This window comes from Serinicoccus hydrothermalis (assembly GCF_001685415.1).
GTDB classification, from domain to species: Bacteria; Actinomycetota; Actinomycetes; order Actinomycetales; family Dermatophilaceae; genus Ornithinicoccus; species Ornithinicoccus hydrothermalis.
Map to the genome: position 1 here is coordinate 2,972,880 of NZ_CP014989.1, position 22,397 is coordinate 2,995,276.

Annotated in this window: 23 protein-coding genes; 9 read left to right on the forward strand and 14 right to left on the reverse strand. The window is 73.2% G+C overall.

Annotated features, from left to right (window positions below; genetic code table 11):
- Window positions 1-46: 46 nt before the first annotated feature.
- Complete coding sequence (locus SGUI_RS13905; RefSeq protein ID WP_066641278.1) at window positions 47-466, forward strand: DoxX family protein; 420 nt, start codon at window positions 47-49, stop codon at window positions 464-466.
- Window positions 467-484: 18 nt separating this feature from the next.
- On the opposite strand, the gene SGUI_RS13910 is transcribed toward SGUI_RS13905, so the two are convergent.
- The 9 genes from SGUI_RS13910 to SGUI_RS13950 all read right to left on the reverse strand — a co-directional run bounded on the left by SGUI_RS13910 (window position 485) and on the right by SGUI_RS13950 (window position 7,878).
- Window positions 485-832 carry a hypothetical protein gene (locus SGUI_RS13910; RefSeq protein WP_066641280.1) on the reverse strand — a complete coding sequence of 116 codons (348 nt, stop codon included), beginning with the start codon at window positions 830-832 and terminating at the stop codon, window positions 485-487.
- Between the two features lie 54 nt (window positions 833-886).
- Window positions 887-1,675, reverse strand: coding sequence for a 3-hydroxyacyl-CoA dehydrogenase (locus tag SGUI_RS13915; RefSeq protein ID WP_066641282.1), 789 nt, complete (start codon window positions 1,673-1,675; stop codon window positions 887-889).
- A 1-nt stretch (window position 1,676) separates the two neighbouring features.
- Window positions 1,677-2,828 (reverse strand): acyl-CoA dehydrogenase family protein, encoded by a 1,152-nt coding sequence (locus SGUI_RS13920; RefSeq protein ID WP_066641289.1) that lies wholly within the window; start codon window positions 2,826-2,828, stop codon window positions 1,677-1,679.
- A gap of 347 nt (window positions 2,829-3,175) precedes the next feature.
- Window positions 3,176-4,282, reverse strand: coding sequence for an ABC transporter ATP-binding protein (locus tag SGUI_RS13925; protein WP_237141370.1), 1,107 nt, complete (start codon window positions 4,280-4,282; stop codon window positions 3,176-3,178).
- A complete protein-coding gene (locus SGUI_RS13930; RefSeq protein ID WP_083190698.1) occupies window positions 4,279-5,106 on the reverse strand; it encodes an ABC transporter permease in 828 nt (275 codons plus the stop codon). The genes SGUI_RS13925 and SGUI_RS13930 overlap by 4 nt, the downstream gene beginning before the upstream one ends.
- The gene (modA, locus tag SGUI_RS13935; RefSeq protein WP_066641291.1) at window positions 5,103-5,882 is read right to left on the reverse strand and encodes a molybdate ABC transporter substrate-binding protein; all 780 of its coding nucleotides are present in this window, start codon (window positions 5,880-5,882) and stop codon (window positions 5,103-5,105) included. Before modA ends, SGUI_RS13930 begins: the two co-directional genes overlap by 4 nt.
- On the reverse strand, window positions 5,879-6,274 hold the full coding sequence (locus SGUI_RS13940) for a TOBE domain-containing protein (protein ID WP_066641293.1): 396 nt from the start codon (window positions 6,272-6,274) through the stop codon (window positions 5,879-5,881). Before SGUI_RS13940 ends, modA begins: the two co-directional genes overlap by 4 nt.
- Window positions 6,275-6,334: 60 nt before the next feature.
- A complete protein-coding gene (locus SGUI_RS13945) occupies window positions 6,335-7,204 on the reverse strand; it encodes an SGNH/GDSL hydrolase family protein (protein WP_418314003.1) in 870 nt (289 codons plus the stop codon).
- Entirely contained in the window at window positions 7,201-7,878 is a 678-nt protein-coding gene (locus SGUI_RS13950; RefSeq protein WP_066641295.1) for a uracil-DNA glycosylase, read from the reverse strand. Before SGUI_RS13950 ends, SGUI_RS13945 begins: the two co-directional genes overlap by 4 nt.
- Window positions 7,879-8,030: 152 nt before the next feature.
- On the opposite strand from SGUI_RS13950, the gene SGUI_RS13955 reads away from it, so the two are divergent.
- Window positions 8,031-8,321 carry a DUF3263 domain-containing protein gene (locus SGUI_RS13955; RefSeq protein ID WP_066641297.1) on the forward strand — a complete coding sequence of 97 codons (291 nt, stop codon included), beginning with the start codon at window positions 8,031-8,033 and terminating at the stop codon, window positions 8,319-8,321.
- 92 nt (window positions 8,322-8,413) lie between these two features.
- Window positions 8,414-10,081 (forward strand): formate--tetrahydrofolate ligase, encoded by a 1,668-nt coding sequence (locus SGUI_RS13960; protein WP_066641298.1) that lies wholly within the window; start codon window positions 8,414-8,416, stop codon window positions 10,079-10,081.
- Between the two features lie 22 nt (window positions 10,082-10,103).
- Here SGUI_RS13960 and SGUI_RS13965 read toward each other — a convergent pair whose 3' ends face one another.
- Together SGUI_RS13965 and SGUI_RS13970 are read right to left on the reverse strand one after the other, a co-directional pair.
- A complete protein-coding gene (locus SGUI_RS13965) occupies window positions 10,104-11,786 on the reverse strand; it encodes a sodium:solute symporter family transporter (protein ID WP_066641301.1) in 1,683 nt (560 codons plus the stop codon).
- On the reverse strand, window positions 11,783-12,229 hold the full coding sequence (locus SGUI_RS13970) for a universal stress protein (RefSeq protein ID WP_157621855.1): 447 nt from the start codon (window positions 12,227-12,229) through the stop codon (window positions 11,783-11,785). Before SGUI_RS13970 ends, SGUI_RS13965 begins: the two co-directional genes overlap by 4 nt.
- Window positions 12,230-12,381: 152 nt before the next feature.
- Here SGUI_RS13970 and SGUI_RS13975 point away from each other — a divergent pair, with 152 nt between their 5' ends.
- Window positions 12,382-13,218, forward strand: coding sequence for an MBL fold metallo-hydrolase (locus tag SGUI_RS13975; protein WP_066641305.1), 837 nt, complete (start codon window positions 12,382-12,384; stop codon window positions 13,216-13,218).
- Between the two features lie 212 nt (window positions 13,219-13,430).
- Complete coding sequence (gene groL / locus SGUI_RS13980) at window positions 13,431-15,056, forward strand: chaperonin GroEL (RefSeq protein WP_066641307.1); 1,626 nt, start codon at window positions 13,431-13,433, stop codon at window positions 15,054-15,056.
- 223 nt (window positions 15,057-15,279) lie between these two features.
- On the opposite strand, the gene SGUI_RS13985 is transcribed toward groL, so the two are convergent.
- Window positions 15,280-15,576, reverse strand: coding sequence for a WXG100 family type VII secretion target (locus SGUI_RS13985; RefSeq protein WP_066641309.1), 297 nt, complete (start codon window positions 15,574-15,576; stop codon window positions 15,280-15,282).
- Window positions 15,577-15,682: 106 nt separating this feature from the next.
- Between SGUI_RS13985 and SGUI_RS13990 the strand changes: the two genes are divergently transcribed.
- Window positions 15,683-16,462: a DUF4031 domain-containing protein gene (locus SGUI_RS13990; protein WP_066641311.1), complete on the forward strand. Its 780-nt coding sequence runs from the start codon at window positions 15,683-15,685 to the stop codon at window positions 16,460-16,462.
- Window positions 16,463-17,192: 730 nt separating this feature from the next.
- Here SGUI_RS13990 and SGUI_RS13995 read toward each other — a convergent pair.
- On the reverse strand, window positions 17,193-17,864 hold the full coding sequence (locus tag SGUI_RS13995) for an HD domain-containing protein (protein WP_066641315.1): 672 nt from the start codon (window positions 17,862-17,864) through the stop codon (window positions 17,193-17,195).
- Window positions 17,865-18,084: 220 nt separating this feature from the next.
- Between SGUI_RS13995 and SGUI_RS14000 the strand changes: the two genes are divergently transcribed.
- Window positions 18,085-19,071 (forward strand): phosphotransferase family protein, encoded by a 987-nt coding sequence (locus tag SGUI_RS14000; protein WP_191090918.1) that lies wholly within the window; start codon window positions 18,085-18,087, stop codon window positions 19,069-19,071.
- A 1-nt stretch (window position 19,072) separates the two neighbouring features.
- Here SGUI_RS14000 and SGUI_RS18365 read toward each other — a convergent pair whose 3' ends face one another.
- Window positions 19,073-19,750 (reverse strand): hypothetical protein, encoded by a 678-nt coding sequence (locus SGUI_RS18365; RefSeq protein WP_066641322.1) that lies wholly within the window; start codon window positions 19,748-19,750, stop codon window positions 19,073-19,075.
- A gap of 523 nt (window positions 19,751-20,273) precedes the next feature.
- Between SGUI_RS18365 and SGUI_RS14010 the strand changes: the two genes are divergently transcribed.
- A complete protein-coding gene (locus tag SGUI_RS14010; protein WP_066641324.1) occupies window positions 20,274-21,401 on the forward strand; it encodes a hypothetical protein in 1,128 nt (375 codons plus the stop codon).
- Window positions 21,398-22,384 carry a glycosyltransferase family 2 protein gene (locus tag SGUI_RS14015; protein ID WP_066641326.1) on the forward strand — a complete coding sequence of 329 codons (987 nt, stop codon included), beginning with the start codon at window positions 21,398-21,400 and terminating at the stop codon, window positions 22,382-22,384. Before SGUI_RS14010 ends, SGUI_RS14015 begins: the two co-directional genes overlap by 4 nt.
- Window positions 22,385-22,397 lie beyond the last annotated feature (13 nt).

Consider the following 22,397-nt stretch of genomic DNA (forward strand, 5'->3'; position numbering starts at 1 on the left):
GCGACCCGGGCAGGCGTCTGTCGGTGCCCCGACCTAGGCTCGGCGCATGAGCTTCGGGAGCATCGCGCGGACCGTCGGCCGGATCGCGCTCGGCGGGACCTTGATCTTCACCGGGACCTCGCACCTGACGGTGGCGCGCGAGGAGTTCCAGGCGCAGGTGCCCTCCTGGGTGCCGCTCGACCCGGACCTCGTCGTCGTGCTGTCCGGCATCGCCGAGGTCGGGCTCGGGGCGGCGCTGGTCGCGCTGCCGCGGTGGAAGGTGCCGGTCGGGTGGGCCGCCGGCGCCTTCTTCGTCGCGATCTTCCCGGGCAACATCGCCCAGTACGTCGAGGGCAAGGACGGCTTCGGCCTCGACACCGACCAGGCACGGCTCACCCGGCTCTTCTTCCAGCCGGTGCTCGTCGCCTGGGCGCTCTGGTCGACCGAGGCGTGGAAGACCTGGCGGGAGTCCCGCCGGGAGAGCTGAGGGTATGCCGTTCGCGCGTCAGCGCCGGTCGATGACCAGCGCTGCCGCGTTGAGCGCGGCCCAGGTCAGCGGGACGCCGGCGAGCTTGGCCCGCCCGGACTCCGGCCCGGTGGCGCCGAGGATGGCGGCGTCCCCCAGATCACCGGTGATCCGCAGCAGTCCGGCCACCGGCGCCAGACCCGGCACGAAGGCGAGGGCGCTGGTGCTGAGGTCGCGCACGGTGTAGGTCCACGCCAGCCGGTCGGTGGCCTGCGCCGCCGCACCGCTCTCGTCGAGCGCGGAGGACAGGTGACCCGGGCGGACGGCGGCGAAGACGGCATACCCGGCGGTCAGCGCCGCCATGGTCTTGGTGAGGGGGTAGCTCATCCCTCGACCCTAGGTGCCCGGTCCGTGCGTCGCGAGGCAGGCGGCCAGGCCGGCTCAGCGCGGGGGCATGCGCAGCGCGCCGTCGAGGCGGATGACCTCGCCGTTGAGCATGGGGTTCTCCACGATGTGGGCGACGAGCGCGGCATACTCCTCCGGCTTCCCGAGCCGCGAGGGGTGCGGGACCATCGCCTCGAGCGAGTCCTTCACCTCGTCGCCGAGGCCGGCCATCATCGGCGTCTCGAAGACGCCGGGCGCGATGGTCATGACGCGGATGCCCTTGTCCGCGAGGTCGCGGGCGGCGGGCAGGGTGAGGCCCGCGACGCCGGCCTTGGAGCTGGCGTAGGCCGCCTGCCCGATCTGGCCGTCGAAGGCGGCGACGCTGGCCGTCATGACGACGACGCCCCGGTCGCCGTGCTCGGCGACGTCCGGCTCGTTGGCGGCCATCGCCTCGGCCGCGAGGCGCAGGACGTTGAAGGTGCCGATGAGGTTGATCTCGACGACGGTGCGGTATGCCTCGAGGTCGTGCACGCCGCGGCGCGACAGGATCCGGCCCGGGGTGGCGACGCCGGCGCAGTTGACGACGATCCGCAGTTCGCCGAGGTCGGTCGCGGCCCGGACGGCAGCGGCGACCTGGTCGGCGTCGCGGACGTCCGCGGGCGCGAAGGCGACGCGGTCCCCGCCGTGCTCCCCGGAGAGCTCCTCGGCCAGATCTTCCCCACGGCCGCCGGGCAGGTCGACGAGCAGGACCCTGGCGCCCGCGTCGAGCAGTCGGCGGGCGCTCTGCTCACCGAGGCCGCTGGCGGCTCCGGTGACGAGGGCGACGGTGCTGTCGGTGATCTGCATGTCAGGTCCTTTCGGGCTGCGTGAGCAGGTGCCGGGAGATGACGACCCGCTGGATCTGGTTGGTGCCCTCGAAGATCTGGGTCACCTTGGCCTCGCGCATGAGGCGCTCGACCGGGAAGTCCGTGGTGTAGCCGTAGCCGCCGAGCACCTGCACCGCGTCGGTGGTGACCCGCATCGCGGCGTCGGTGGCGACGAGCTTGGCGATCGAGCACTCCTGGCTGTGCGGCTGCCCGGCGTCCTTGAGCCGTGCCGCGTGCAGGTAGCTCGCCCGGGCGGAGCCGACGGCGGCGGCCATGTCGGCGAGCAGGAAGGCCAGTCCCTGGTTGTCGGCCACCGGGCGGCCGAACTGCTCGCGCTCCTGGGCGTATGCCGTCGCCACCTCCAGCGCCCGCTGCGCGAGCCCGGTGGCCGCCGCGGCGATCCCCAGCCGGCCGGCGTCGAGGGCGGCGAGCGCGATCGGCATACCCTGCCCCTCCTCGCCGATGCGGTGCGAGGCGGGCACGCGCACGTTGTCGAGGAGGACCTCGCGGACCGTGTCGCAGTGCAGGCCCATCTTGCGCTCCGGCTCGGCGAAGCCCAGGCCAGCGGTCCCGGCCGGGACGTGGAAGCAGGACAGCCCGCGGCCGCCGTCGTCGGAGGTGCGCGCGAAGATCGTGTAGTAGTCGGCGTGCCCGGCGTGGCTGATCCAGGACTTGGTGCCGGTGAGGACGTAGTCGTCGCCGTCGCGGACGGCACGGGTGCGGATCGAGGCGACGTCGGAGCCGGCCTGCGGCTCGGACAGGCCGTAGGCGCCGAGCTGGTCGCCGGAGAGCATGCCGTGGAGCCACCGCTCCTGCTGCTCGGGGGTGCCGAAGGTCGCCATGGGGAAGGCGGTGAGGGAGTGGACCGAGACGCCGACCGCGATCGACATCCAGCCGCGGGCGATCTCCTCGACCGCCTGGAGGTAGACCTCGTAGGGCTGCGCGCCGCCGCCGAAGTCCTCGGGGTAGGGCAGGGAGAGCAGCCCGGAGCGGCCCAACATCGTGAAGACCTCGCGCGGGAACCGGGCGGCCGCCTCGGCCTCGTCGACCTGCGGGAGGAGCTGCTCGTCGGCGAGCTCCCGGACCAGCGCGAGGAGGTCCGCCGCCTCCTCCGTGGGCAGCACGCGGGACACGGACGACGTCGCGCGGGAACGGGGGGTCGAGCGGGTCGCAGGGGAGGTAGGCGTCGCGGAAGAAGTGGTTGTCGCACTGACGGCGGGCGGCATACCTCGCACGCTAACCGTGGACGCCACGTCACCCCCTAACCGACCGGCCGCACGCTTTGCGTCGACCGGCCGCGCGATTTGTTGCGACTGGCCGCACGGTTTGCTTCGACTGGCCGCACGGTTTGCTTCGACCGGCCGCACGGTTTGCTTCGACCGGCCGCACGGTTTGCCTGTCCGCGCGGCCGGTATGCGCAAAGTGTGCGGTCGGTCAACGCAAACCGTGCGGCCGGTCGGGAAAGAGAGGGAGGTGTGAGTCAGGCGGGGTAAGTGTGGATCTCGGTCGCCTTGACCGCGGCCCAGAGCTGCTGGCCGGTGGTGATGCCGAGGGCGGCGACGGCGCCGAGGGTCACCTCGGCGACCAGGGACACCTCGCCGGAGAGGTGGATGCGTGCTCGCTGGCCGGTGACCGTCACCGAGTCGACGGTCAGCCGCCACAGGTTGCGGGCCGAGGTCTCCGGGCGGTCGGTGAACAGCGCCACGGCCTCGGGGTTGACCGTCGCCCAGACCTCGTCGCCCTCACCGGCGCCGGCCGGGGGGTCGGCGAGCGCCAGCTCCGAGCTCGCGAGGCGCACCGCCCAGCCCGGATCCTTCTGCACCAGGATCCCGGAGAGCAGGTTGAGCCCCACGAGCGAGGCGACGTATGCCGTCCGCGGCCGCCCGACGACCTCGCCCGGCGTGCCGGTCTGGGTGACCCGGCCGCCCTCGAGGAAGACGAGCTGGTCGGCGAGGGTCAGCGCGTCGAGCGGGTCGTGCGTGGTGAGCACGGTGACGCCGGGGTAGTCCCGCAGCCGGTGGGACAGGTCGGCCCGGGTCCGGGAGCGCGTCTCGGGGTCCAGCGCGGACAGCGGCTCGTCGAGCAGCAGCAGCTCGGGGTCCGTGGCCAGGGCCCGGGCCAGTGCCGCGCGCTGCGCCTGCCCGCTCGACACCTCGCCCGGCCGCCGTCGCGCCAGGTCGGCGAGGCCGACCCGACCCAGCTCCTCCCGGGCGCGCTCGCGGGCCCGGGCACGGGGCATACCCCGGGCCCGGGGGCCGAAGGCGACGTTGTCGAGCAGGGTGAGGTGCGGGAAGAGCATCGGCTCGGCGAGCACGAGGCCGACGCTGCGCTGCTCCGGCGCCCGGCCGCGCGCGTCGCCCTCCCACTGCTCCTCACCGAGCCGGACGTGGCCCCGCGCGAGTCCCACCAGTCCCGCGAGCCCCAGCAGCGCGGTCGTCTTGCCCGACCCGTTGGGCCCGAGCAGCGCGGTCACGCCCAGCGGCGCCCGCAGCTCGGCGTCGAGGACGAACTCGCCACGGTCCACCACCACGTGGGCGTCGAGCACCGCCGCCGGTATGCCCGTGGTCGCGGCCGGCGCGCCGCTCACCGCAGCCACCGGGTGCGCAGCGCGCCCAGGACCACGACGCTGATCGTGAGCATGACGACCGACAGCGCGATGGCCGCCTGCGGGTCCTGCTCGAGCGCGGCATACACCCCGAGCGGTGCCGTCTGGGTCCGACCCGGGAAGCTCCCGGCGAAGGTGATGGTGGCCCCGAACTCGCCGAGCGCGCGGGCCCACGCCAGGGCCGAGCCGGCCGCGATGCCGGGCAGGACCATCGGGACGACCACGGTGAGGAAGGTCCGCAGCGGACCGGCGCCGAGGGTGGCCGCGACCTGGTCGTAGCGGCGGTCCAAGCCCCGCATCGCGCCCTCGACGGCGACGACGTAGAACGGGAGCGCGACGAAGAGCTCGGCCATGACGACCGCGACCGTCGTGAACGGCACGGTGATCCCGAACCACGCCTCCAGCGGCCCGCCCAGCACCCCGCGCCGCCCCCACGCGAGCAGCAGCGCCACGCCGCCGACGACCGGCGGCAGCACCAGCGGCACCGTGACGAGCGCGCGCGCCCAGGCGGTGAGACGGCTCTCCGACCGGGCCAGCAGCCAGGCCAGCGGCGTCCCCAGCAGCCACACGAGCACCATCGTGGCGCTCGTGGTCACGGCCGACAGCCGCAGCGACTGCCCGACGACCGGCGCCGACAGGTGGGTGGTCAGGTCGGCCCAGTCGGTGCGCAGGAGCAGCGCCAGCAGCGGGAGGACGATGAACGCCAGCCCGAGACCGGCGGGTATGCGCAGCGACCAGGCCCCGCGGCGGCGCGCCGGGGCGGCGGCGGGTCCGGTCGGCGGGCGGCGGGTGGTCGTCGCCGTCACGGGTCGGTGGGCGCGGCGCCGAAGCCGGCGTCGGTGAGGGTCCGCTGGACGGTGTCGGACAGGAGGTCGTCGACGAAGTCCTGCGCCAGCTCCTGCTCGGAGACGGCGACGGCGGGATAGCGGTTGACGACGTTGCGCTCCGCGGGGATCTCGACGCCCGCGACCCGGTCCTCCGCGGAGGTCACGTCGGTGCGGTAGACCAGGCCGGCGTCGGCCTCGCCCAGCTCGACCTTGGTGAGCGTCGCCCGGACGTCCGGCTCGTAGGAGGCGATCTGGACGTCGAGGCCCTGCTCCTCGAGCAGGGTGGCGGCCGCCTGGCCGCACGGCACCTGCTCGGCGCAGGCGACCACGGTGAGGTCGGACCCCGTGAGGTCGTCGAGGTCCTCGATGCCCGCCGTGTTGTCGACGGGCACCGCGATCTCCAGCTGGTTGGTGGCGAAGAGCACGACGTCGCCGTGCCGGTGCTCGGCGGCCAGCGGCTCCAGCGAGGCCTCGCCCGCCAGCGCGACGACGTCGGCGCCGGCTCCCTCGTTGACCTGCTGCACGACGGTCGAGCTCGCCGCGAAGCTCAGCTCGACGTCGACCCCCGGGTGGTCGCCCTCGAAGCCGTCGGCGACCGGCTCGAGCACGTCGGTCAGTGAGGCCGCGGCGAGCACGGTCAGGGTCAGCGTCTCCGCGGGCTCGCCGGCGCTGTCCTCGCCGGCCGCACAGCCGGCGAGCGCGAGCGCCGGCAGGAGCGCGAGGGCTGCGGCGCGGCGCCCGGCCGACCCGTTCACGCAGGCACCCCGACGCTGACGTTGGTCGCCTTGACCGTCGCGATCGCGACCGACCCGACCTGCAGGTCCATCTCGCGCACCGCCTCCGTGGACAGCAGCGAGACCAGCCGGAACGGTCCGGCCTGGATGTCGACCTGCGACATCACGCTGTCGCTGACGATGCGGGTCACGACCCCGCGCAGCTGGTTGCGGGGCGAGGAGGCGCCCACCGCGCCGACCTCGGCCGGGTGCGCCTGCTCCTGCGCCAGCGCGGCGACGTCCGCCCCCTCGACGACGGCGCGACCGCTGCCGTCCTTGCGGCTCGGCAACCGGCCGGTCTCGATCGCGCGCCGGACCGTGTCGGTCGACACCCCCAGCAGCTCGGCCGCCTCAGAAACACGCATCTGCGTCATGAATCACAACCTAGACGCGCAGCTGCGTCGGCACAACACCAGCCCGCTCCGGGGCCGACCTCACTCCCCGAGAGGCCGCAGCTCGGGCCGCTTGGCCAGCACGTGGTCCCCCGAGGACCGTCCGGTGAGCCGCCGCTGCACCCAGGGACCGGCATACTCCCGCGCCCACCGCGCGTGCCCGCGCAGCGTCTCGACCGTCCCGGCCGGTGCCTGCGGCGGCAGCGGCGCCCGCCAGTCGGCCTCGTCCGCGGTGTGCCCGAGCGCGACGTAGGCGGTCAGCGCGATCCGGCGGTGCCCCTCGGGCGTCATGTGGATCCGGTCCTGCGCCCACATCCGCCAGTCCTTGAGGAAGTCGCACGCCCACTGGTTGAGCACGTAGCACCCGTGCCGCTGCGCGATGGACCAGATGTGCGCGATGTATGCCGCCGCCCGCCCCCGCGTCCGCCCGATGATCGGCGCCCCGGCCGGGTCGGTGGGGGTCGCCATGAGCACGTCGGCGCCGGTGGCACGCGCCCGGGCGACGGCCGCGTCGAGCTGCGCGGCGAGGCCGTCGATGTCGGCCTTGGGGCGCAGGATGTCGTTGCCGCCGCCGACGATGCTCAGCAGGTCGGGCTGCAGCGCGAGCGCGGCGTCGAGCTGTGGGCCAGCCACGTCAGCGAGCTTGCGGCCCCGCACCGCGAGGTTGGCGTAGGAGAAGTCGTCGACGTGCGCCGAGAGCAGGGCGGCGAGCCGGTCGGCCCAGCCGACGTAGGCGCCCGGCGTGTCCGGGTCGGGGTCGCTCATGCCCTCGGTGAAGGAGTCGCCGATCGCGACGTAGCTGCTCCAGGCGCGCGGGACGGGGCGGATGCTCCCGGCCTGCCCGTGCACGCTCGGGCCGGAGTCGCCGTGGACCAGCCGCAGCGGGTGCTCGGACGGTGCGGACCCGCTCACGGCAGCCTCCAGTCGATCGCCTCGCCGCCCTGCTGGCGGAGCAGCTCGTCGGCCCGGCTGAACGGCCGGCTGCCGAAGAAGCCGCCCCGCGCCGAGAGCGGTGACGGGTGGGCGCTCTCGACCCGGGGGACGTCCCCGAGCCGGGGAGCGAGGTTGCGCGCGTCCCGGCCCCACAGGATCGCCACGAGCGGCCCGCCGCGGCGCACGAGCGCGTCGATCGCGAGGTCGGTGACCTGCTCCCAGCCCTGGCCGCGGTGGCTGGCCGGCGTGCCCGGGCGCACGGTGAGCACCCGGTTGAGCAGCATGACCCCGGCGTCCGCCCACGGCGACAGGTCGCCGCTGGTGGGGCGGGGCACACCCAGGTCGTCGACCAGCTCGGTGTAGATGTTCTGCAGGCTGCGCGGCACGGGGGAGACGTCGGGCGCCACGGAGAAGCTGAGGCCGATGGCGTGCCCGGGCGTGGGGTAGGGGTCCTGCCCCACGATGAGCACGCGCACGTCGTCGAGCGGCCGGGTGAAGACGCGCAGCACGTGGTCACCGCCGGGCAGATAACCGCGGCCGGCCGCCACCTCCCCGCGCAGGAACTCGCCCAGCTCGGCGACGGTCTCCTCGGCGGGCGCCAGGGCGTCAGCCCAGCTGGGGTGCACGAGGTCGCGCAGGGGGGTGGGGGTCACGACGCCAGGGTATGCCCACCGCCTCGCGCCGTCGCCCGCGGCTGATGCGTGCTCGGGACGCGCGCCGGGGAAATGACACGGCTGTAAGTCGGGTGCCCTAGACTGGTGGCTGATCCGGCCAGATCGAGCGTTGTGACGAGAGGACTTCATCCATGGGCGCTGCCAGGAGCGTGCAGCAGGTGGAACCGCCCCCCGGGCTGTCCGAGCGGGACCAGGAGATCCTCGACTTCGAGAACCGTCACTGGACCTACGCCGGCTCCAAGGAGCAGGGCATCAAGGACCTGTTCGACCTGAGCTCGACGCGCTACTACCAGCTGCTCAACCAGCTCATCGACGACGAGGCGGCGCTGGCCTACAAGCCCCTGCTCATCAAGCGCCTGCGACGGGACCGTTCGCGGCGGCAGCGGGCGCGCTCGATGCGCCGGCTCGGCATCGAGAGCTGACCTGCGAGACATACCTCAGGCCCACTGCCCACCAGGGCGGTGGGCCTTGTAGTTTGTGCTGACGATCACCGGCTGCAAGGAGGCAGGCAGGGATGTTGACCGACGTTGAGATCGCGCAGGGGGCCACGCTGGAGCGCATCGCCGACATCGCGGAGCGGCTCGGGCTGAGCGAGGAGGAGTACGAGCCCTACGGGCACGACAAGGCCAAGATCTCGCTGCAGGTGCTCGACCGCCTCGCGGACCGGCCGGACGGCAAGCTCGTCCTCGTCACCGCGATCAACCCGACCGCGGCTGGAGAGGGCAAGACCACGACCAACGTCGGCCTCTCGATGGCCCTCAACCGGATCGGCGCGCAGGCCATCACCACCCTGCGGGAGCCCTCGCTCGGCCCCTGCTTCGGCATGAAGGGCGGCGCGGCCGGGGGCGGGTATGCCCAGGTCGTCCCGATGGACGACATCAACCTGCACTTCACCGGTGACTTCCACGCCATCACCTCGGCGCACAACCTGCTCGCCGCGCTGCTGGACAACTCGCTGCACCAGGGCAACCCGCTGCGCCTGGACCCCAAGCGCATCACCTGGAAGCGCGTGCTCGACATGAACGACCGCGCCCTGCGCAACATCGTCATCGGCATGGGCAAGAAGGGTGACGGGGTGGTGCGGGAGTCCGGTTTCGAGATCACCGTGGCCAGCGAGATCATGGCGGCCCTGTGCCTGGCGACCGGCCTCGAGGACCTCAAGGAGCGCTTCGGCCGCATCGTCGTGGGCTACACCGTCGACAAGGAGCCGGTCACCGCCGGGCAGCTGGAGGCGGCCGGGGCCATGGCGATGCTCATGAAGGACGCCATCAAGCCCAACCTCGTGCAGACGCTGGAGAACACCCCGGCGATCATCCACGGCGGTCCGTTCGCCAACATCGCGCACGGCAACAACTCGGTGCTCGCCACGCGCACCGCGCTCAAGCTCGCCGACTACGTCGTCACCGAGGCCGGCTTCGGGGCCGACCTGGGCGCCGAGAAGTTCTTCGACATCGTCGCCCCGGCGGGCGGCCTGCGCCCCGACGCCGCGGTCATCGTCGCGACCGTCCGCGCGCTCAAGCTCAACGGCGGGGCGCAGAAGTCCGAGCTCGGCACCGAGGACGTCGAGGCGCTCGGCGCGGGGCTGGTCAACCTCGAGCAGCACCTGGAGAACCTCGCGAAGTTCGGCGTGCCCGTCGTCGTCGCCCTCAATCGCTTCCCGAGCGACACCGACGCCGAGCTCGACCTGGTGCGCGAGCGCTGCGGCCAGCTCGGCGTCGACGTGGCGCTCTCGGAAGTCTTCACCCGGGGCGGCGAGGGTGGGGAGGACCTCGCCCGAGCGGTCGTCGAGCTGTGCGAGCGGGGCAGCGACTACGCCCCGCTGTATGCCGAGGGCACCGGTCTGCGGGAGAAGATCGAGACGATCGCCACGCAGATCTACCGCGCCGACGGGGTGGACTTCGCGCCCACCGCCCGCACCCAGCTCTCCGAGCTGACGGAGGCGGGCTACGGCGAGCTGCCGGTCTGCATGGCCAAGACCCAGTCCTCCTTCTCCGACGACCCGACGCTGCTCGGGGCGCCGCGCGGCTTCACCATCACCGTGCGCGAGCTCGTCGTCAACGCCGGCGCCGGCTTCGTCGTCGCCCTCACCGGCGACATCATGCGGATGCCGGGACTGCCCAAGGTCCCCGCGGCGCTCGGCATGGACATCGCGGAGGACGGCACGATCACGGGGCTCAGCTGAGCCGCCGGACCGGAGGTCCGGGTCAGGCCCAGACGACGACGATGACGGCGGTGGCGAGGAGCAGGACGACCGAGAGCACCCGGTAGTTCGCCCAGGCCGCCGTGCCCCGCAGCGCCTGCGACTCCTCGGTCCAGTACTCCGACTTCCAGGTGAGCTCGGCCGTCTTCGACTCGTCCGGCGAGGGCCCGAGCAGGCTGACGACGACGAGCAGCAGGACCGAGAGCCCCGTGCTGATGCCCGCGGCGTAGAGGAACTGGATGGACGGCTCCTCCGGCAGCACCTGCGTGAAGATGAACATCAGCAGCCCGAGCGGCTGCATGATCACCAGGGTGAGGAAGGCCGCGGTGGCGCTGATCCGCTTGGAGGCGATCCCCACGAGGAAGACCGCGACCACCGGTGGCACGAGGAAGGACAGCACCGACTGCAGGTAGTTGTAGAGCGTGTCGAACTGGGCGATGAACGGTGCCCACAGGATCGCGACGACGAGCGCCACGACGGTCGCGACCCGCCCGCTGAAGACCAGGCCCCGCTGCGAGGTGTCCGGCCGCAGCGTCTTGACGAAGTCCATCGTGACGATGGTCGAGGCCGAGTTGAGGATCGAGTCGACCGTCGAGGTGATCGCGGCGATGACCGCGGCGAGGATGAGCCCACGCAGGCCGACCGGCAGCAGGTCGAAGACCAGCGTCGGGAAGACCGTGTCCGGGTTCTCCAGGTTCGGGTAGAGCGAGAGCGCCATCACCCCCGGGAAGATGAAGAGGAAGAGGAAGGCCAGCTTGATGAAGCCGGCCAGCAGCGAGCCCCAGCGGCCGTGGTCCAGCGACCTGGCCCCGAGGGTGCGCTGCACCACGAGCTGGTTGGTGGTCCAGTAGTAGAGCCCGACGACGAGGACGCCGGTGAGCAGCCCCGGCCAGGGCAGGTCGGGGTGGTCCGCCGGCAGGATGAGGCTCATCTTCTCGTCGCCGGCGACCTGCGCCATGGAGTCCCACGACTCGATCGCGTTGAAGGTCGCGATGAGCACGATGACCCCGCCGAGCAGGGTGATCGTGGCCTGGATCGAGTCGCTGACCATGACCGCGCCCAGGCCGCCGATGACGGTGTAGATCGCGGCCAGGATCGCGAGCACCGCGACCGAGACGATCATGGGGATGTCGGGGTAGAGGACCTTGACCACGACGGCCCCGGCGAAGAGGGCGGCCGCCATGTCGATGAACATGTTGGCGAAGAGGTTGAAGCCCGCGAAGGCCATGCGCGCCCGCCGGTCGTAGCGCTGCTCGAGGAACTCCGGCAGCGTGAACACCTTGGAGCGCAGGTAGAACGGCAGGATGAAGAAGATGAAGACGACGAGGATGACCGCCGACATCCACTCGTAGGCGAAGATCGAGATGCCCTGCTCGTAGGCACCGCCGGCGAGCCCGACGAAGGTGGCGCCGGACATGTTCGTCGCGACGAGCGAGAGCCCGACGAAGGGCCAGATGAAGTTGCGGCCGCCGAGGAAGTAGTCCTCGGAGGCGTCGCTGTCCTTGCCGCCGCTGGCCTTCGCCTCGGCGTGCGCCTTCTTCTGCATCCGCGACCCCACGACGAGCGGGATGATCCGGCTGAGCACGAGGTAGCCGATGATCACCGACAGGTCGAGCGCGCGGACGGTGAAGTCGGGCATACCCTGTCCGCCGCTGTCCGCGAGCGGGAGCATGACGTCGGCCGTCATCGCGCGCCCTCCTCGGTGCGGACGACGAGCACCGCGCAGGGTGCGTGGCGGACGATCCCCTCGGCATCGTTGCCGAGCAGCACGCGCACGAAGGCGTTCTGCCCGCGGCTGCCGATGACGATGAGGTCGGCGTCGATCTCGTCGCGCAGTCGCAGGATCTCGTCGGTGGCACGGCCGGTCCGCAGGTGGCTGCCGCCGACCCCGACGTGCGCGCCCTCGAGCTGGGAGACCGTGTCGGCCAGCACCGGTCTCGCCTCGGCCTCGATGCGTTCGCGCAGGGACGGGCTGAGGGGGCTGGGGTTGGTCCATGGCGAGACGAGGGCGACGTGCACCACGTGCACCTCGGCCTCGGTGTGCCGCACCAGGTCGATGACGCGGTCACGGGCCAGGGCCGCGCTGGGCGAGCCGTCCGTCGCGAGCAGGATCCGGGTCGGGAACGTCATGGGGCCTCCGCTGGGCGAGGTCGTGTCGGCGTTGACGCTGCCCACCCTGGCAAGCCCGGGTCCGCCTCGCCTGCTGAACTGCCGCCGCGCGTCAGCACGCCGGCGGTCGGGACGGGGTGGGCACCCCCGCGCAGCCCGTAGACTGGACCGGCATGAGTGAGGCGACCTGGCGAGAAGTGGCTCCGGGGGTCCACGTCCGTCGGCACGACGAGCTCAAGCTCAACTGCGGTCTGGTCGTGGGCGAGGAGCGTTCCCTCGTCATCGACACCCGCAGCTTCCACGCGCATGGCCGCGAGCTGCTCGAGGCGGTCCGCGAGATCACCGGCACCGAGCTCGTCGTCGTCAACACCCACGCGCACTACGACCACTGCTTCGGCAACGCGGCCTTCCGCGACTCCCAGATCTACGCCCACCCCGGCGCCGCCGAGGGGCTGCGCCGCACCGGCGAGCACCAGCGGCAGCAGGTCGTCGACCACCTGCGCGCGACCGACCGCGAGCACCTGGCCGAGCAGGTCGAGGAGACCGAGATCGTGCTGCCGTTCTACCTCGTCGAGCAGGACACCGAGCTCGACCTGGGCGGCCGCACCGTGGAGCTGCAGTATGCCGGCCGCGGCCACACCGACCACGACCTGGCGGTCGGGGTGCCCGACGCCGGGGTCGTCTTCGTCGGCGACCTCGTCGAGGAGGGCGCCGACCCGGCGATGGAGGACGCCTTCCCGATGGAGTGGGCGCCGACGCTGCGCTCGCTGCTGGAGCGGCCCAGCGGTGTGCTCGCCGACAGCTGGGTCCCCGGGCACGGGCACGTCGTCGACCGCACCTTCGTCGAGACGCAGGCCGAGCAGCTGGCGACCATGGCCGAGCGCTTCACCGAGGTGCTGGGCACCGGCATCGCCGGGGTGGACTCGCTGGCCAACGCCGGTCGCGGCCTGGGCCTCACCGAGGACACGCTGCGGCTGGCCGCCGTGCGCGCGCTCGAGCTGCGGCACTGAGGCGGCGCGGGGCATACCCCGGGGGGCGCGGCATTTGCACTCGGAGGCCCCGAGTGCTCATCATGGACCTAGCACTCTCATGACGAGAGTGATAATCCGACCGGCCTGCCGAGGGTCGGGAGCCGGGGAGACCTGATCCCCGCGCCTCCGGCTCGTCCGTCGCGGGCGGCACCCGGTCACCCGTCCATCCGCATGTGGAGGAAGCAGCTCAGATGGCCAAGACCATTGCTTTCGACGAGGAGGCTCGCCGCGGGCTCGAGAAGGGTATGAACACCCTTGCCGACGCCGTGAAGGTGACCCTCGGCCCCAAGGGCCGCAACGTCGTGCTCGAGAAGAAGTGGGGCGCCCCCACGATCACCAACGACGGTGTGAGCATCGCCAAGGAGATCGAGCTCGAGGACCCCTACGAGAAGATCGGCGCCGAGCTGGTCAAGGAGGTCGCCAAGAAGACCGACGACGTCGCCGGTGACGGCACGACGACGGCGACCGTGCTGGCCCAGGCCATGGTCAAGGAGGGCCTGCGCAACGTCGCCGCGGGCGCCAACCCCATGGCCCTCAAGCGGGGCATCGAGGTCGCCGTGCAGGCGGTCAACGACGACCTGCTGGCCATGGCCAAGCCGGTGGAGACCAAGGAGCAGATCGCGCAGTCCGCGAGCATCTCCGCGGCCGACACCGAGATCGGCGGCATGATCGCCGAGGCCATGGACAAGGTCGGCAACGAGGGTGTCATCACCGTCGAGGAGTCCAACACCTTCGGGCTGGAGCTGGAGCTCACCGAGGGTATGCGCTTCGACAAGGGCTACATCAGCCCCTACTTCGTCACCGACACCGAGCGCATGGAGGCCGTCCTCGAGGACGCCTACGTGCTCGTCGTCAACTCCAAGATCTCCTCGGTCAAGGACCTGCTGCCGCTCCTGGAGAAGGTCATGCAGTCCGGCAAGCCGCTGATGATCATCGCCGAGGACGTCGAGGGCGAGGGTCTGGCGACCCTGGTCGTCAACAAGATCCGCGGCAACTTCAAGTCCGTCGCCGTCAAGGCCCCGGGCTTCGGTGACCGGCGCAAGGCCATGCTGGCCGACATCGCCATCCTCACCGGTGGCCAGGTCATCTCCGAGGAGGTCGGCCTCAAGCTGGAGAACGCCGAGCTCGACATGCTGGGCACCGCCCGCAAGGTCGTCGTCACCAAGGACGAGACCACCATCGTCGAGGGCGGCGGCGACGCCGAGCAGATCGCCGGCCGGGTCTCCCAGATCCGCACCGAGATCGACAACTCCGACTCCGACTACGACCGCGAGAAGCTGCAGGAGCGGCTGGCCAAGCTGGCCGGCGGCGTGGCCGTCATCAAGGCGGGCGCGGCGACCGAGGTCGAGCTCAAGGAGCGCAAGCACCGCATCGAGGACGCCGTCCGCAACGCGAAGGCCGCCGTCGAGGAGGGCATCGTCGCCGGTGGTGGCGTCGCCCTCATCCAGGCGACCCGCGCCTTCGACGGCCTGTCCGTCAGCGGTGACGAGGCCACCGGCGCCAACATCGTCAAGGTGGCCATCGAGGCCCCGCTCAAGCAGATCGCGGTCAACGCCGGTCTCGAGGGCGGCGTCGTGGCGGAGAAGGTCCGCGGCCTCACCCCGGGCGAGGGCCTCAACGCCGCGACCGGTGAGTACGGCGACATGCTCGGGTTCGGCGTCGCCGACCCGGTGAAGGTGACCCGTTCTGCCCTGCAGAACGCCGCCTCCATCGCCGCGCTCTTCCTCACCACCGAGGCGGTCATCGCCGACAAGCCGGAGAAGACCCCGGCCATGCCCGCTGGCGCCGACGGCGGCATGGGTGGCATGGACTTCTGATCGATCCCGTGATCAGACGCTAGGCGCGCCCGCGTTCCTCGCGGGCGAACCACCACCGACGGGCGGTCCCTCCACTGCGGAGGGGCCGCCCGTCGGCCTGTGCCGGGGAGCTCGCGACGGCCGGGGCTGGGGACCCCGTCGCCCGCGACGCCTGCCAGGGCGCGCGGCGGTGCCGTCACTCAGGGGTAGGTCGCTCGACCCGGACAACCGTGCCCCGCAGGGATCACTGCGGGGTGAAGCGGGTGCGGTTGGTCTGCTCGACCAGCTCGTAGTCCTGGCCGGCCGTGCGCAGCGTGGTGGAGATCTGCTGCAGCGAGGTGCGCACCTTCTCCTGGGTGGCGCTCCAGTCCTGGGTGACGGCGTGGAAGCTGCCGGCCGCCGACCCCCGCCAGCAGTCCTGCAGCGCGTTGAGCTTGGCCATCATCGAGCGCACCTCGCCCTCGATGCTCGTGGCGATCCGCTCGATGTCGCCGGAGGCGGCGGCGATCCGTGCCGTGTCGACGGCGAACGTGTTGCTCATGGGGTTCCCTCCCTCGTGATGGTGGCCGGGCGGCCACCTCGTGCCCCCGACGCTAGGCGCACTCGCCGGTCTGCCGCAGAAGTTGTCCACAGGTAGGGTCACGGGCATGACCGTCCTCGTCGACCCGCCACTGTGGCGGGCGCACGAGAGGCTCTGGTCCCACCTCGCGAGCGACACCTCGCTGGAGGAGCTGCACGCCTTCGCCGGGCGGGCGGGCATACCCCGGCGCTCCTTCGAGGGCGACCACTACGACATCCCCCAGGAGCGGTATGCCGACGTCGTCGCCGCGGGCGCGGTCGAGGTGAGCGGGGGAGAGCTGGCACGGCGGCTGCGGGCGAGCGGCCTGCGCTTCCGCAAGCGGCGGGGCGAGCGGCCGCTGGCGCGCGTCGTCGACGGGCTGCCCCAGGTCGTGCCGGGACCGCACGTGCTCGAGGTCGTCGGCTCGCCGCACGAGCGGCGCGGCGCCGGGGCCGCGGTGGTGCTCATCGCCTCGACGGAGCCGCAGCCGCGCATGGTCCTCGTGCGCAACGCCTCGCGGGAGGGCTGGGGCGCCCCCGGGGGCAAGCGGGAGACCACCGACGGATCGGTGCGGGCGACGGCCGTGCGCGAGGTCGCCGAGGAGATCGGGCTGCGGCTCGACCCGGAGGTGCTGGTGCCCGTGGGCTACCAGCGCATCACGATCGCGGCCGGGCACGGCCGCGGCACCTGGGACGACGGCGACAACTACGTGCAGGTGTATGCCGCCACGCTGCCCTCCCCGGTCCCGCTGCGGCCGGACGGGGTCGAGGTGCTCGAGGCGCGCTGGCTGAGTCTGGCCGAGGCGCGGGGTGTCGCGGGCCAGGCTGCCTGGTGGCCGCTCGCCGAGTGGTGGTGGGCCCGGGGGTAGGGCTCCGCAGATCGTGCCTCCGGGCGGGGTGGGGCTGCGCAGGCCGTGCCTCGCGGGGGTGGGGCTCCGCAGGTCGGGCCTCGGGGGTGGGCCTACGCAGGTCGTGCTCGGGGTGCCCGCGGGTCGCACCGCCGACGGGCTCGGCGTCCGTGGGTGAGGCACCGCCACCGGCGGGAGCTGTGCCACATGAGTCACACGGACCCCTCGGGCACCCGGCTGCGGGGAAAGTCGCGCGAGCCGGGGTGATTTCCCCGGCGTCGGGACACGTCTCCGCGGTGCGGGGCGCGTGTGGCGTGCGGGACCGGTGGTGTCCGGCCGGGCCGTCGACCTCACCTGGGTCACGCTCGCCCCATACGCATCCCGCTGCTGGGAAAGTCACGCGAGCCGGGGTGATATCCCCGGCGTCGGGACACGTCTCCGCAGTGCGGGGCGCGTGTGGCGTGCGGGACCGGTGGTGTCCGGCCGGGCCGTCGACCTCACCTGGTCACGCTCGCCCCATACGCATCCCGCTGCGGGGAAAGTCACGCGAGCCGGGGTGATATCCCCGGCGTCTGGCAACGTCTCCGCAGTGCGGGGCGCGTGTGACACGTAGGACAGATGAGGTGACGACCCTGCTCGCCACCTGGCCGCAGCCAAACGCAGCGGTGTGGGCGCTCAGGCCCGTCGCAGCCCCACCGAAGCGGCGTGGGCGCTCAGGCCCGCCGCAGCCCCACCGAAGCGGCGTGGGCGCTCAGGGCCGCCGCAGCTCCGCCAGCTCGGCCTGCAGGTTGGCCCGGGCGCGGGCGTCCCAGTGCTCGTGCGCGTGCCCGGTCCGGTAGAGCCGCTCGCGCCCGGCCAGCGGCCCCATGACCCCGAGGCGGCCGGCGCGGAACGCGTCCTCGGGCACGTGGGCGTACTCCTCGCGGACCTGGGCGCGGTAGGCGGCATACCGCGGGGGCGGCGCCGAGAGGATCCAGAGGTCGGCGTCGTGGACGGCGTCCGTGGCGGCACCACCCTCGCCGGGACCCTCGTGGTCCAGCGTCATGACCACGCCGGCCTCGACGGCGTCGACCGTGCCGTCGTCCACGCCGAGGCGGTGCAGGTGGTCGCGGGCCAAGGTGGCGCTGCGGTGCTCGTTGCTGCCGGGCCTGGCGCGGGGGTCGTAGGCGAGGTCGTGGTACCACCCCACGGTGCGCGCCAGCAGCGCCTCGTCGGGGTCGACCTCGCCGGCGGCCGCGAGCTCGTCGATCGCCGCCAGGACCTCGGTGAGGTGCTCGGTCGTGTGGTAGCGGCGCTGGGGCTCGGACCACCCGCGCAGCAGCAGCGACCCTTCCGCCAGCCACAGGTCGCGGCCCGCCTCGGGCGCGAGCAGGGCGGCGTCGGCGAGCCAGCGGTCGAGCAGGGCCTCGGCGGGGTGCGTCACCCGGCCACTCTGGCACGAGCCAGGGCGACGCCCGCGTGCGCCCCGACGGGCAGCACGCGACTCCGCGGGCGCATCGTGCGAGATGCGCCCGCGTGGTGCCCGTCCGACGAGACGCACGGTTGAGGGCCCGAGCCGCCTTCGACGTCCGCGGGCGGCACGCCCCACCGGCGCCGGGGTGGTGACCCACGGACGGGACGGCGTGCCGTGCGACGATCGGGCGGTGCTGCCGACCCAGCTGGACGCCGAGGGGGTCGCCGACCTGGCCGCCGCCCACCCCGGGTGGTTCACCACCGCCGGGTATGCCGTGCCGCCAGGCCGCCCGCAGGTGCGCCTCCTGGGGCGGGGCGAGTCGTGCGCGGTGTGGGAGGTCGAGCCAGGTCTGGCCGTGCGCGTGCCGCACCGGCCGGTGCACGAGCTGCCGCTCGGCCTGGACGCCGAGCTGGACCTGCTCACCCGGGTGCCCGCGGACGCCGACCTCGCCGCCCGCCCCGTGGCGGTGCGGCTGCCGACGGAGGGCGACCCCACGGCATACCTCGTGAGCACGGCGGTCCCGGGTGAGGTGCGCGCCCCCGCCGACTGGACCGACGAGCTCCTCGCGGCCCTCGCCCGCGCCCTGGCCCGCCTGCACGTGGGCGGTCGCACCGAGGGACTCCCCGCACCGGCAGCCCCGGACCCGGTGGCGGCCGCGCACGCCGCGCGCGACTGGTGGCGCGAGCACGAGCCGGGCCCGGCGGCCGTGCTGGACCCGCTCTGGCCCGCGGTGCTGCGCCGCAGCGAGCAGAGCCTCCCGGCGTTCGGCTCGGTCGAGCCCGCCCTGGTCCACGGCGACGCCTGCCTGAGCAACGTCGTCGTGAACGGCGGTGTCCCCCGGCTCATCGACTGGGAGTGGGCCCACGTGGGCGACCCCGCGCGGGACCTGGCGTTCTCCGGCGGGCCGGTGCACGCCGACCCGTGGTACGCCCCGATGAACGAGCGCCGCGTCCGCGCCCAGGCGCAGGCCTACGCCCGCGAGCGCGAGCGGCTCGGGGCCCCGGTCGACCTCGGGCCGCTGCTGGTGCGCCGCGAGGTCTGGCTGCTGCACGAGACCTTCTTCATCCAGCCGCACCTGCACCGGGTGGCGGCAGCCGCCACCGACCCCGCACGGCGCACGACATACCTCGAGGCCGCCGCGCATCTGCGCGACGGCCTCGAGAGGTGGCTGGGCTGACTCAGCGCTTGCCGAGCAGCGAGTCCGCGAGGTCGGCGAGCGCCTCGGACAGGTCCTCGCGGGCGGTGTGGGCGCCCTTGGACAGACCCTTCAGCGTGCCCTTGGCCTTGCCCTTGCCGCTCACGCCGACGGCGTCGGCGAGGCCGTGGCCGACCGAGCTGGCCGCGCCGGTGACCCCGGCGGCCGCGGCACCGGCCGCGCCGGTGACACCTCCGGCCACGGCACCGGCGGCGTTGCCGACACCGTCGGCGACCGACTGCGCGGCGTGCTTGGTGCCGGAGAGGAACGACTGCGTGGCCAGCGTCAGGCCCGCGCCGACCAGCCACACGTCCTTGGCCAGCCCGGTGCCGTCCGGCGTGGGTCGGATGCCGTCCTCCTGGGTCATGCCCGGGGTCTTGAGGTAGAGCCCGGTGAGCCCGACGCCGAAGGCGGCCAGGCCGGCCCCGGCGACGGCGGACGGCACGGTCGGCAGCAGCAGCGCAGCACCGAGCCCGATCTCGGCGTAGGCCAGGGCCTTGGTGAAGTCGCCCGCCTTCATGTCCTTGAACACCGGGTAGACGCTGGAGGCCCAGCCGTGCATCTGCTCGGCCTCCTCCTCACCGGCCTTGAGCTTGCCGATGCCGGAGTTCAGGATGAACGCGCCGGTGGCGACCCGGAGTGGGATGTGCGTGGGGTGCATGTGTTCTCCTCGTGTGCGGGAAGTCTGCTGCGGCCTACCGTATGCCGTCCGCCCAGGTGGTGCGAGGCGGGGCCCGCCGCTACCTACGCTGTCCTCATGACAGGTCAGGGGTCGGGGCGGCTCACGGGTGCCGACCGGGGGATGGCTCTGCTGCTCCAACGGGCGTTCGCTGTGGGGCTGCTGGTGGCGGCCGTCGTCGCGCTGGTGACACCGCTGAACGGCTGGCTGGTCTTCCCACCGGTGGTGGTCCGCGTGGCCGCGGGGGTGTCGCTGCTGGTCCTCGTGCTCCTCGGGCGGTCGCTCCTCCAATTCGGCGCAGGCGTGGGGGGAGGGGGGGGCGCGGTCCGGGACCCTCTGGGCCGGTGCTGCGGCGGGCACGCTGCTGGCCGGGGCGCACGCGGCGCTGGCGCTCATCCCCTTCGGCTGGGACGCCCGCCGGATCTTCTCCAGCGCCTCGACGCTCGCCGCGGGGGAGCCGCTGCCCGTCGAGGCGCTGACCTACTACGCGCGCTACCCGCACAACGTGCGCCTCCTCTGGCTGGAGCAGGTGGCGGTCGAGGCGGGCTCGGTCGTCTCGCTGCCCGCGCTGGGTGCGGTGCTGCTGCCGCACGTGCTGTGCGTCGGGGTGGTGCTGTGGTCGCTCGGCCGCGCCGCCCAGCTCCTCGGTCACCCGCGGGCCGTGCTGCCGGTGCAGGCGCTCGCCCTGGTGCTGGTGGGCCTGTCGCCGAACGTCGCCGTGCCCTACACCGACCTCCCGGCGGCCGCGGCGGTCTCGGTCGCGGCCTTGGCGATGGTGCGGTGCGGCGGCGCTGCCGGGTGGAGCTGGCCGTGGGCGCTGACCGGGGCGGTCTCGCTCGGGCTGGGCGTCGCGCTCAAGCCGTATGTCGTCGTGCTCGCGATCGCGCTCGTGCTGGTCGTGCTGTGGTCGCGGCAGTGGCGACGGGTCGTCGCCGTGGCTCTCCTCGGCGCCGTCTCGTGGGGCACCGTGGCGTTGCTCGACGGGGCCTCGGCGCGGGGGACCGGGCTGGACGCGCAGCGGCTGGCGCAGGTGGAGGCGCCCTTCCCGCCGGAGCACTTCCTGGCGATGGGCACCTGGGACTCCGCCGAGGACTCACCGGTGCGCCGGTGGGGCGCCTACCGCCAGGACCAGGTCGAGGCCACGGCGGCGATGGACCCCGCCACCCGCGCGGCGGACCTGCGGGCCCAGGCGTGGGACCAGGTCGGCGGACGCGGTCTGGTCGGCAACCTGCGCTTCTTCGGCGCCAAGGCGCTGTGGGTCTGGGGCGACGGGACCTTCTGGGCGCACGGTGAGGGCGCCGACAGCCGGCAGGCGAGCAGCCTGCCCGAGTCACTGTCGGGGATGACCGCGGCCAGCAGGGGCGCCGGCGAGCTCTACGACGAGCGGGCCGGGGTGGTGCAGGGGCTGTGGGTCGCGGTCGTCCTGCTCACCGGGGCCCTGCTCCTGCGTGCCCGCGCCGACCCGCTCCTGACCACCTGGGCGCTCGCGCTCGGCGGGCTGACGGCATACCTGCTGATCTTCGAGTCGCGACCGCGCTACGTGCTCGCGCTGGTCCCCGTGGTGCTGCTGGTCCTGCTGCGCGCCGGGCTAGGATCGGCCGACCACCCGACCGCGACCCGTGAGGCCCGATGAGCGCACCGCAGGCCGGCCCGATCGCGCTGAGCGTCGTCGTGCCGATGTTCGACGAGCAGGACGTCCTGCCGCTGCTGGTGCAGCGGCTGCGGCCGGTGCTCGACGGGCTGAGGCTGGGCTACGAGGTCGTGGCGGTCGACGACGGCAGCAGCGACGCGACCCCGGTGCTGCTGGCGCGCGAGCGGCATAGCTGGGCCCAGCTGCGGGTCGTCCGGCTGCGCGCCAACGCCGGGCACCAGGCCGCGATCTCCGCCGGGCTGGAGCGCGCCCGCGGTGACCTGGTCGTCACGATCGACGCTGACCTGCAGGACCCGCCCGAGCTCATCGCGGACATGGTGCGGCTGGCGCGCGCGGAGTCGCTGGACGTGGTCTACGCCGTGCGCGACGACCGCACGACCGACACGCGCTTCAAGCGGGTCACGGCCAGCGGCTACTACGACACGATGCGGCGGCTGGGCGCCGACCACGGGCCGTCCAACGCCGGCGACTACCGGCTGATGTCGCGCGCCACGGTCGAGGCGGTCACCGCGCTGCCGGAGCACCATCGCGTGCTGCGGCTGGTCGTGCCCTCGCTCGGCTTCCCCTCCGGCGTGCTGACCTACCGTCGCGACGCGCGGGCGGCCGGGCGCTCGAAGTACCCCCTCTCCTCGATGGTGCGGCTCGCGCTCGACTCCATCACCGGGGCGAGCATCGCGCCGCTGCGGCTCGCCACGTGGCTGGGCTTCGTCGGGGCCGTGGTCGCGCTGGGGCTGCTCGTCTACGCGCTGGTGGGGTATGCCGTCGGCCTCAACGTGCCCGGCTGGACCTCGACCTTCATGGTGGTGACCGCGGTCGGCGGGGTGCAGCTGCTGTGCCTGGGGATCCTGGGGGAGTACGTCGGGCGGACCTACACGATGCAGCTCGGCCGGCCGACGTACTACGTGGCGCACGACAGCCTCAGCGGGCAGGAGCCGCCGCCCCCGCCCGGACCGACCACGGGATAGCACGACCGTCATC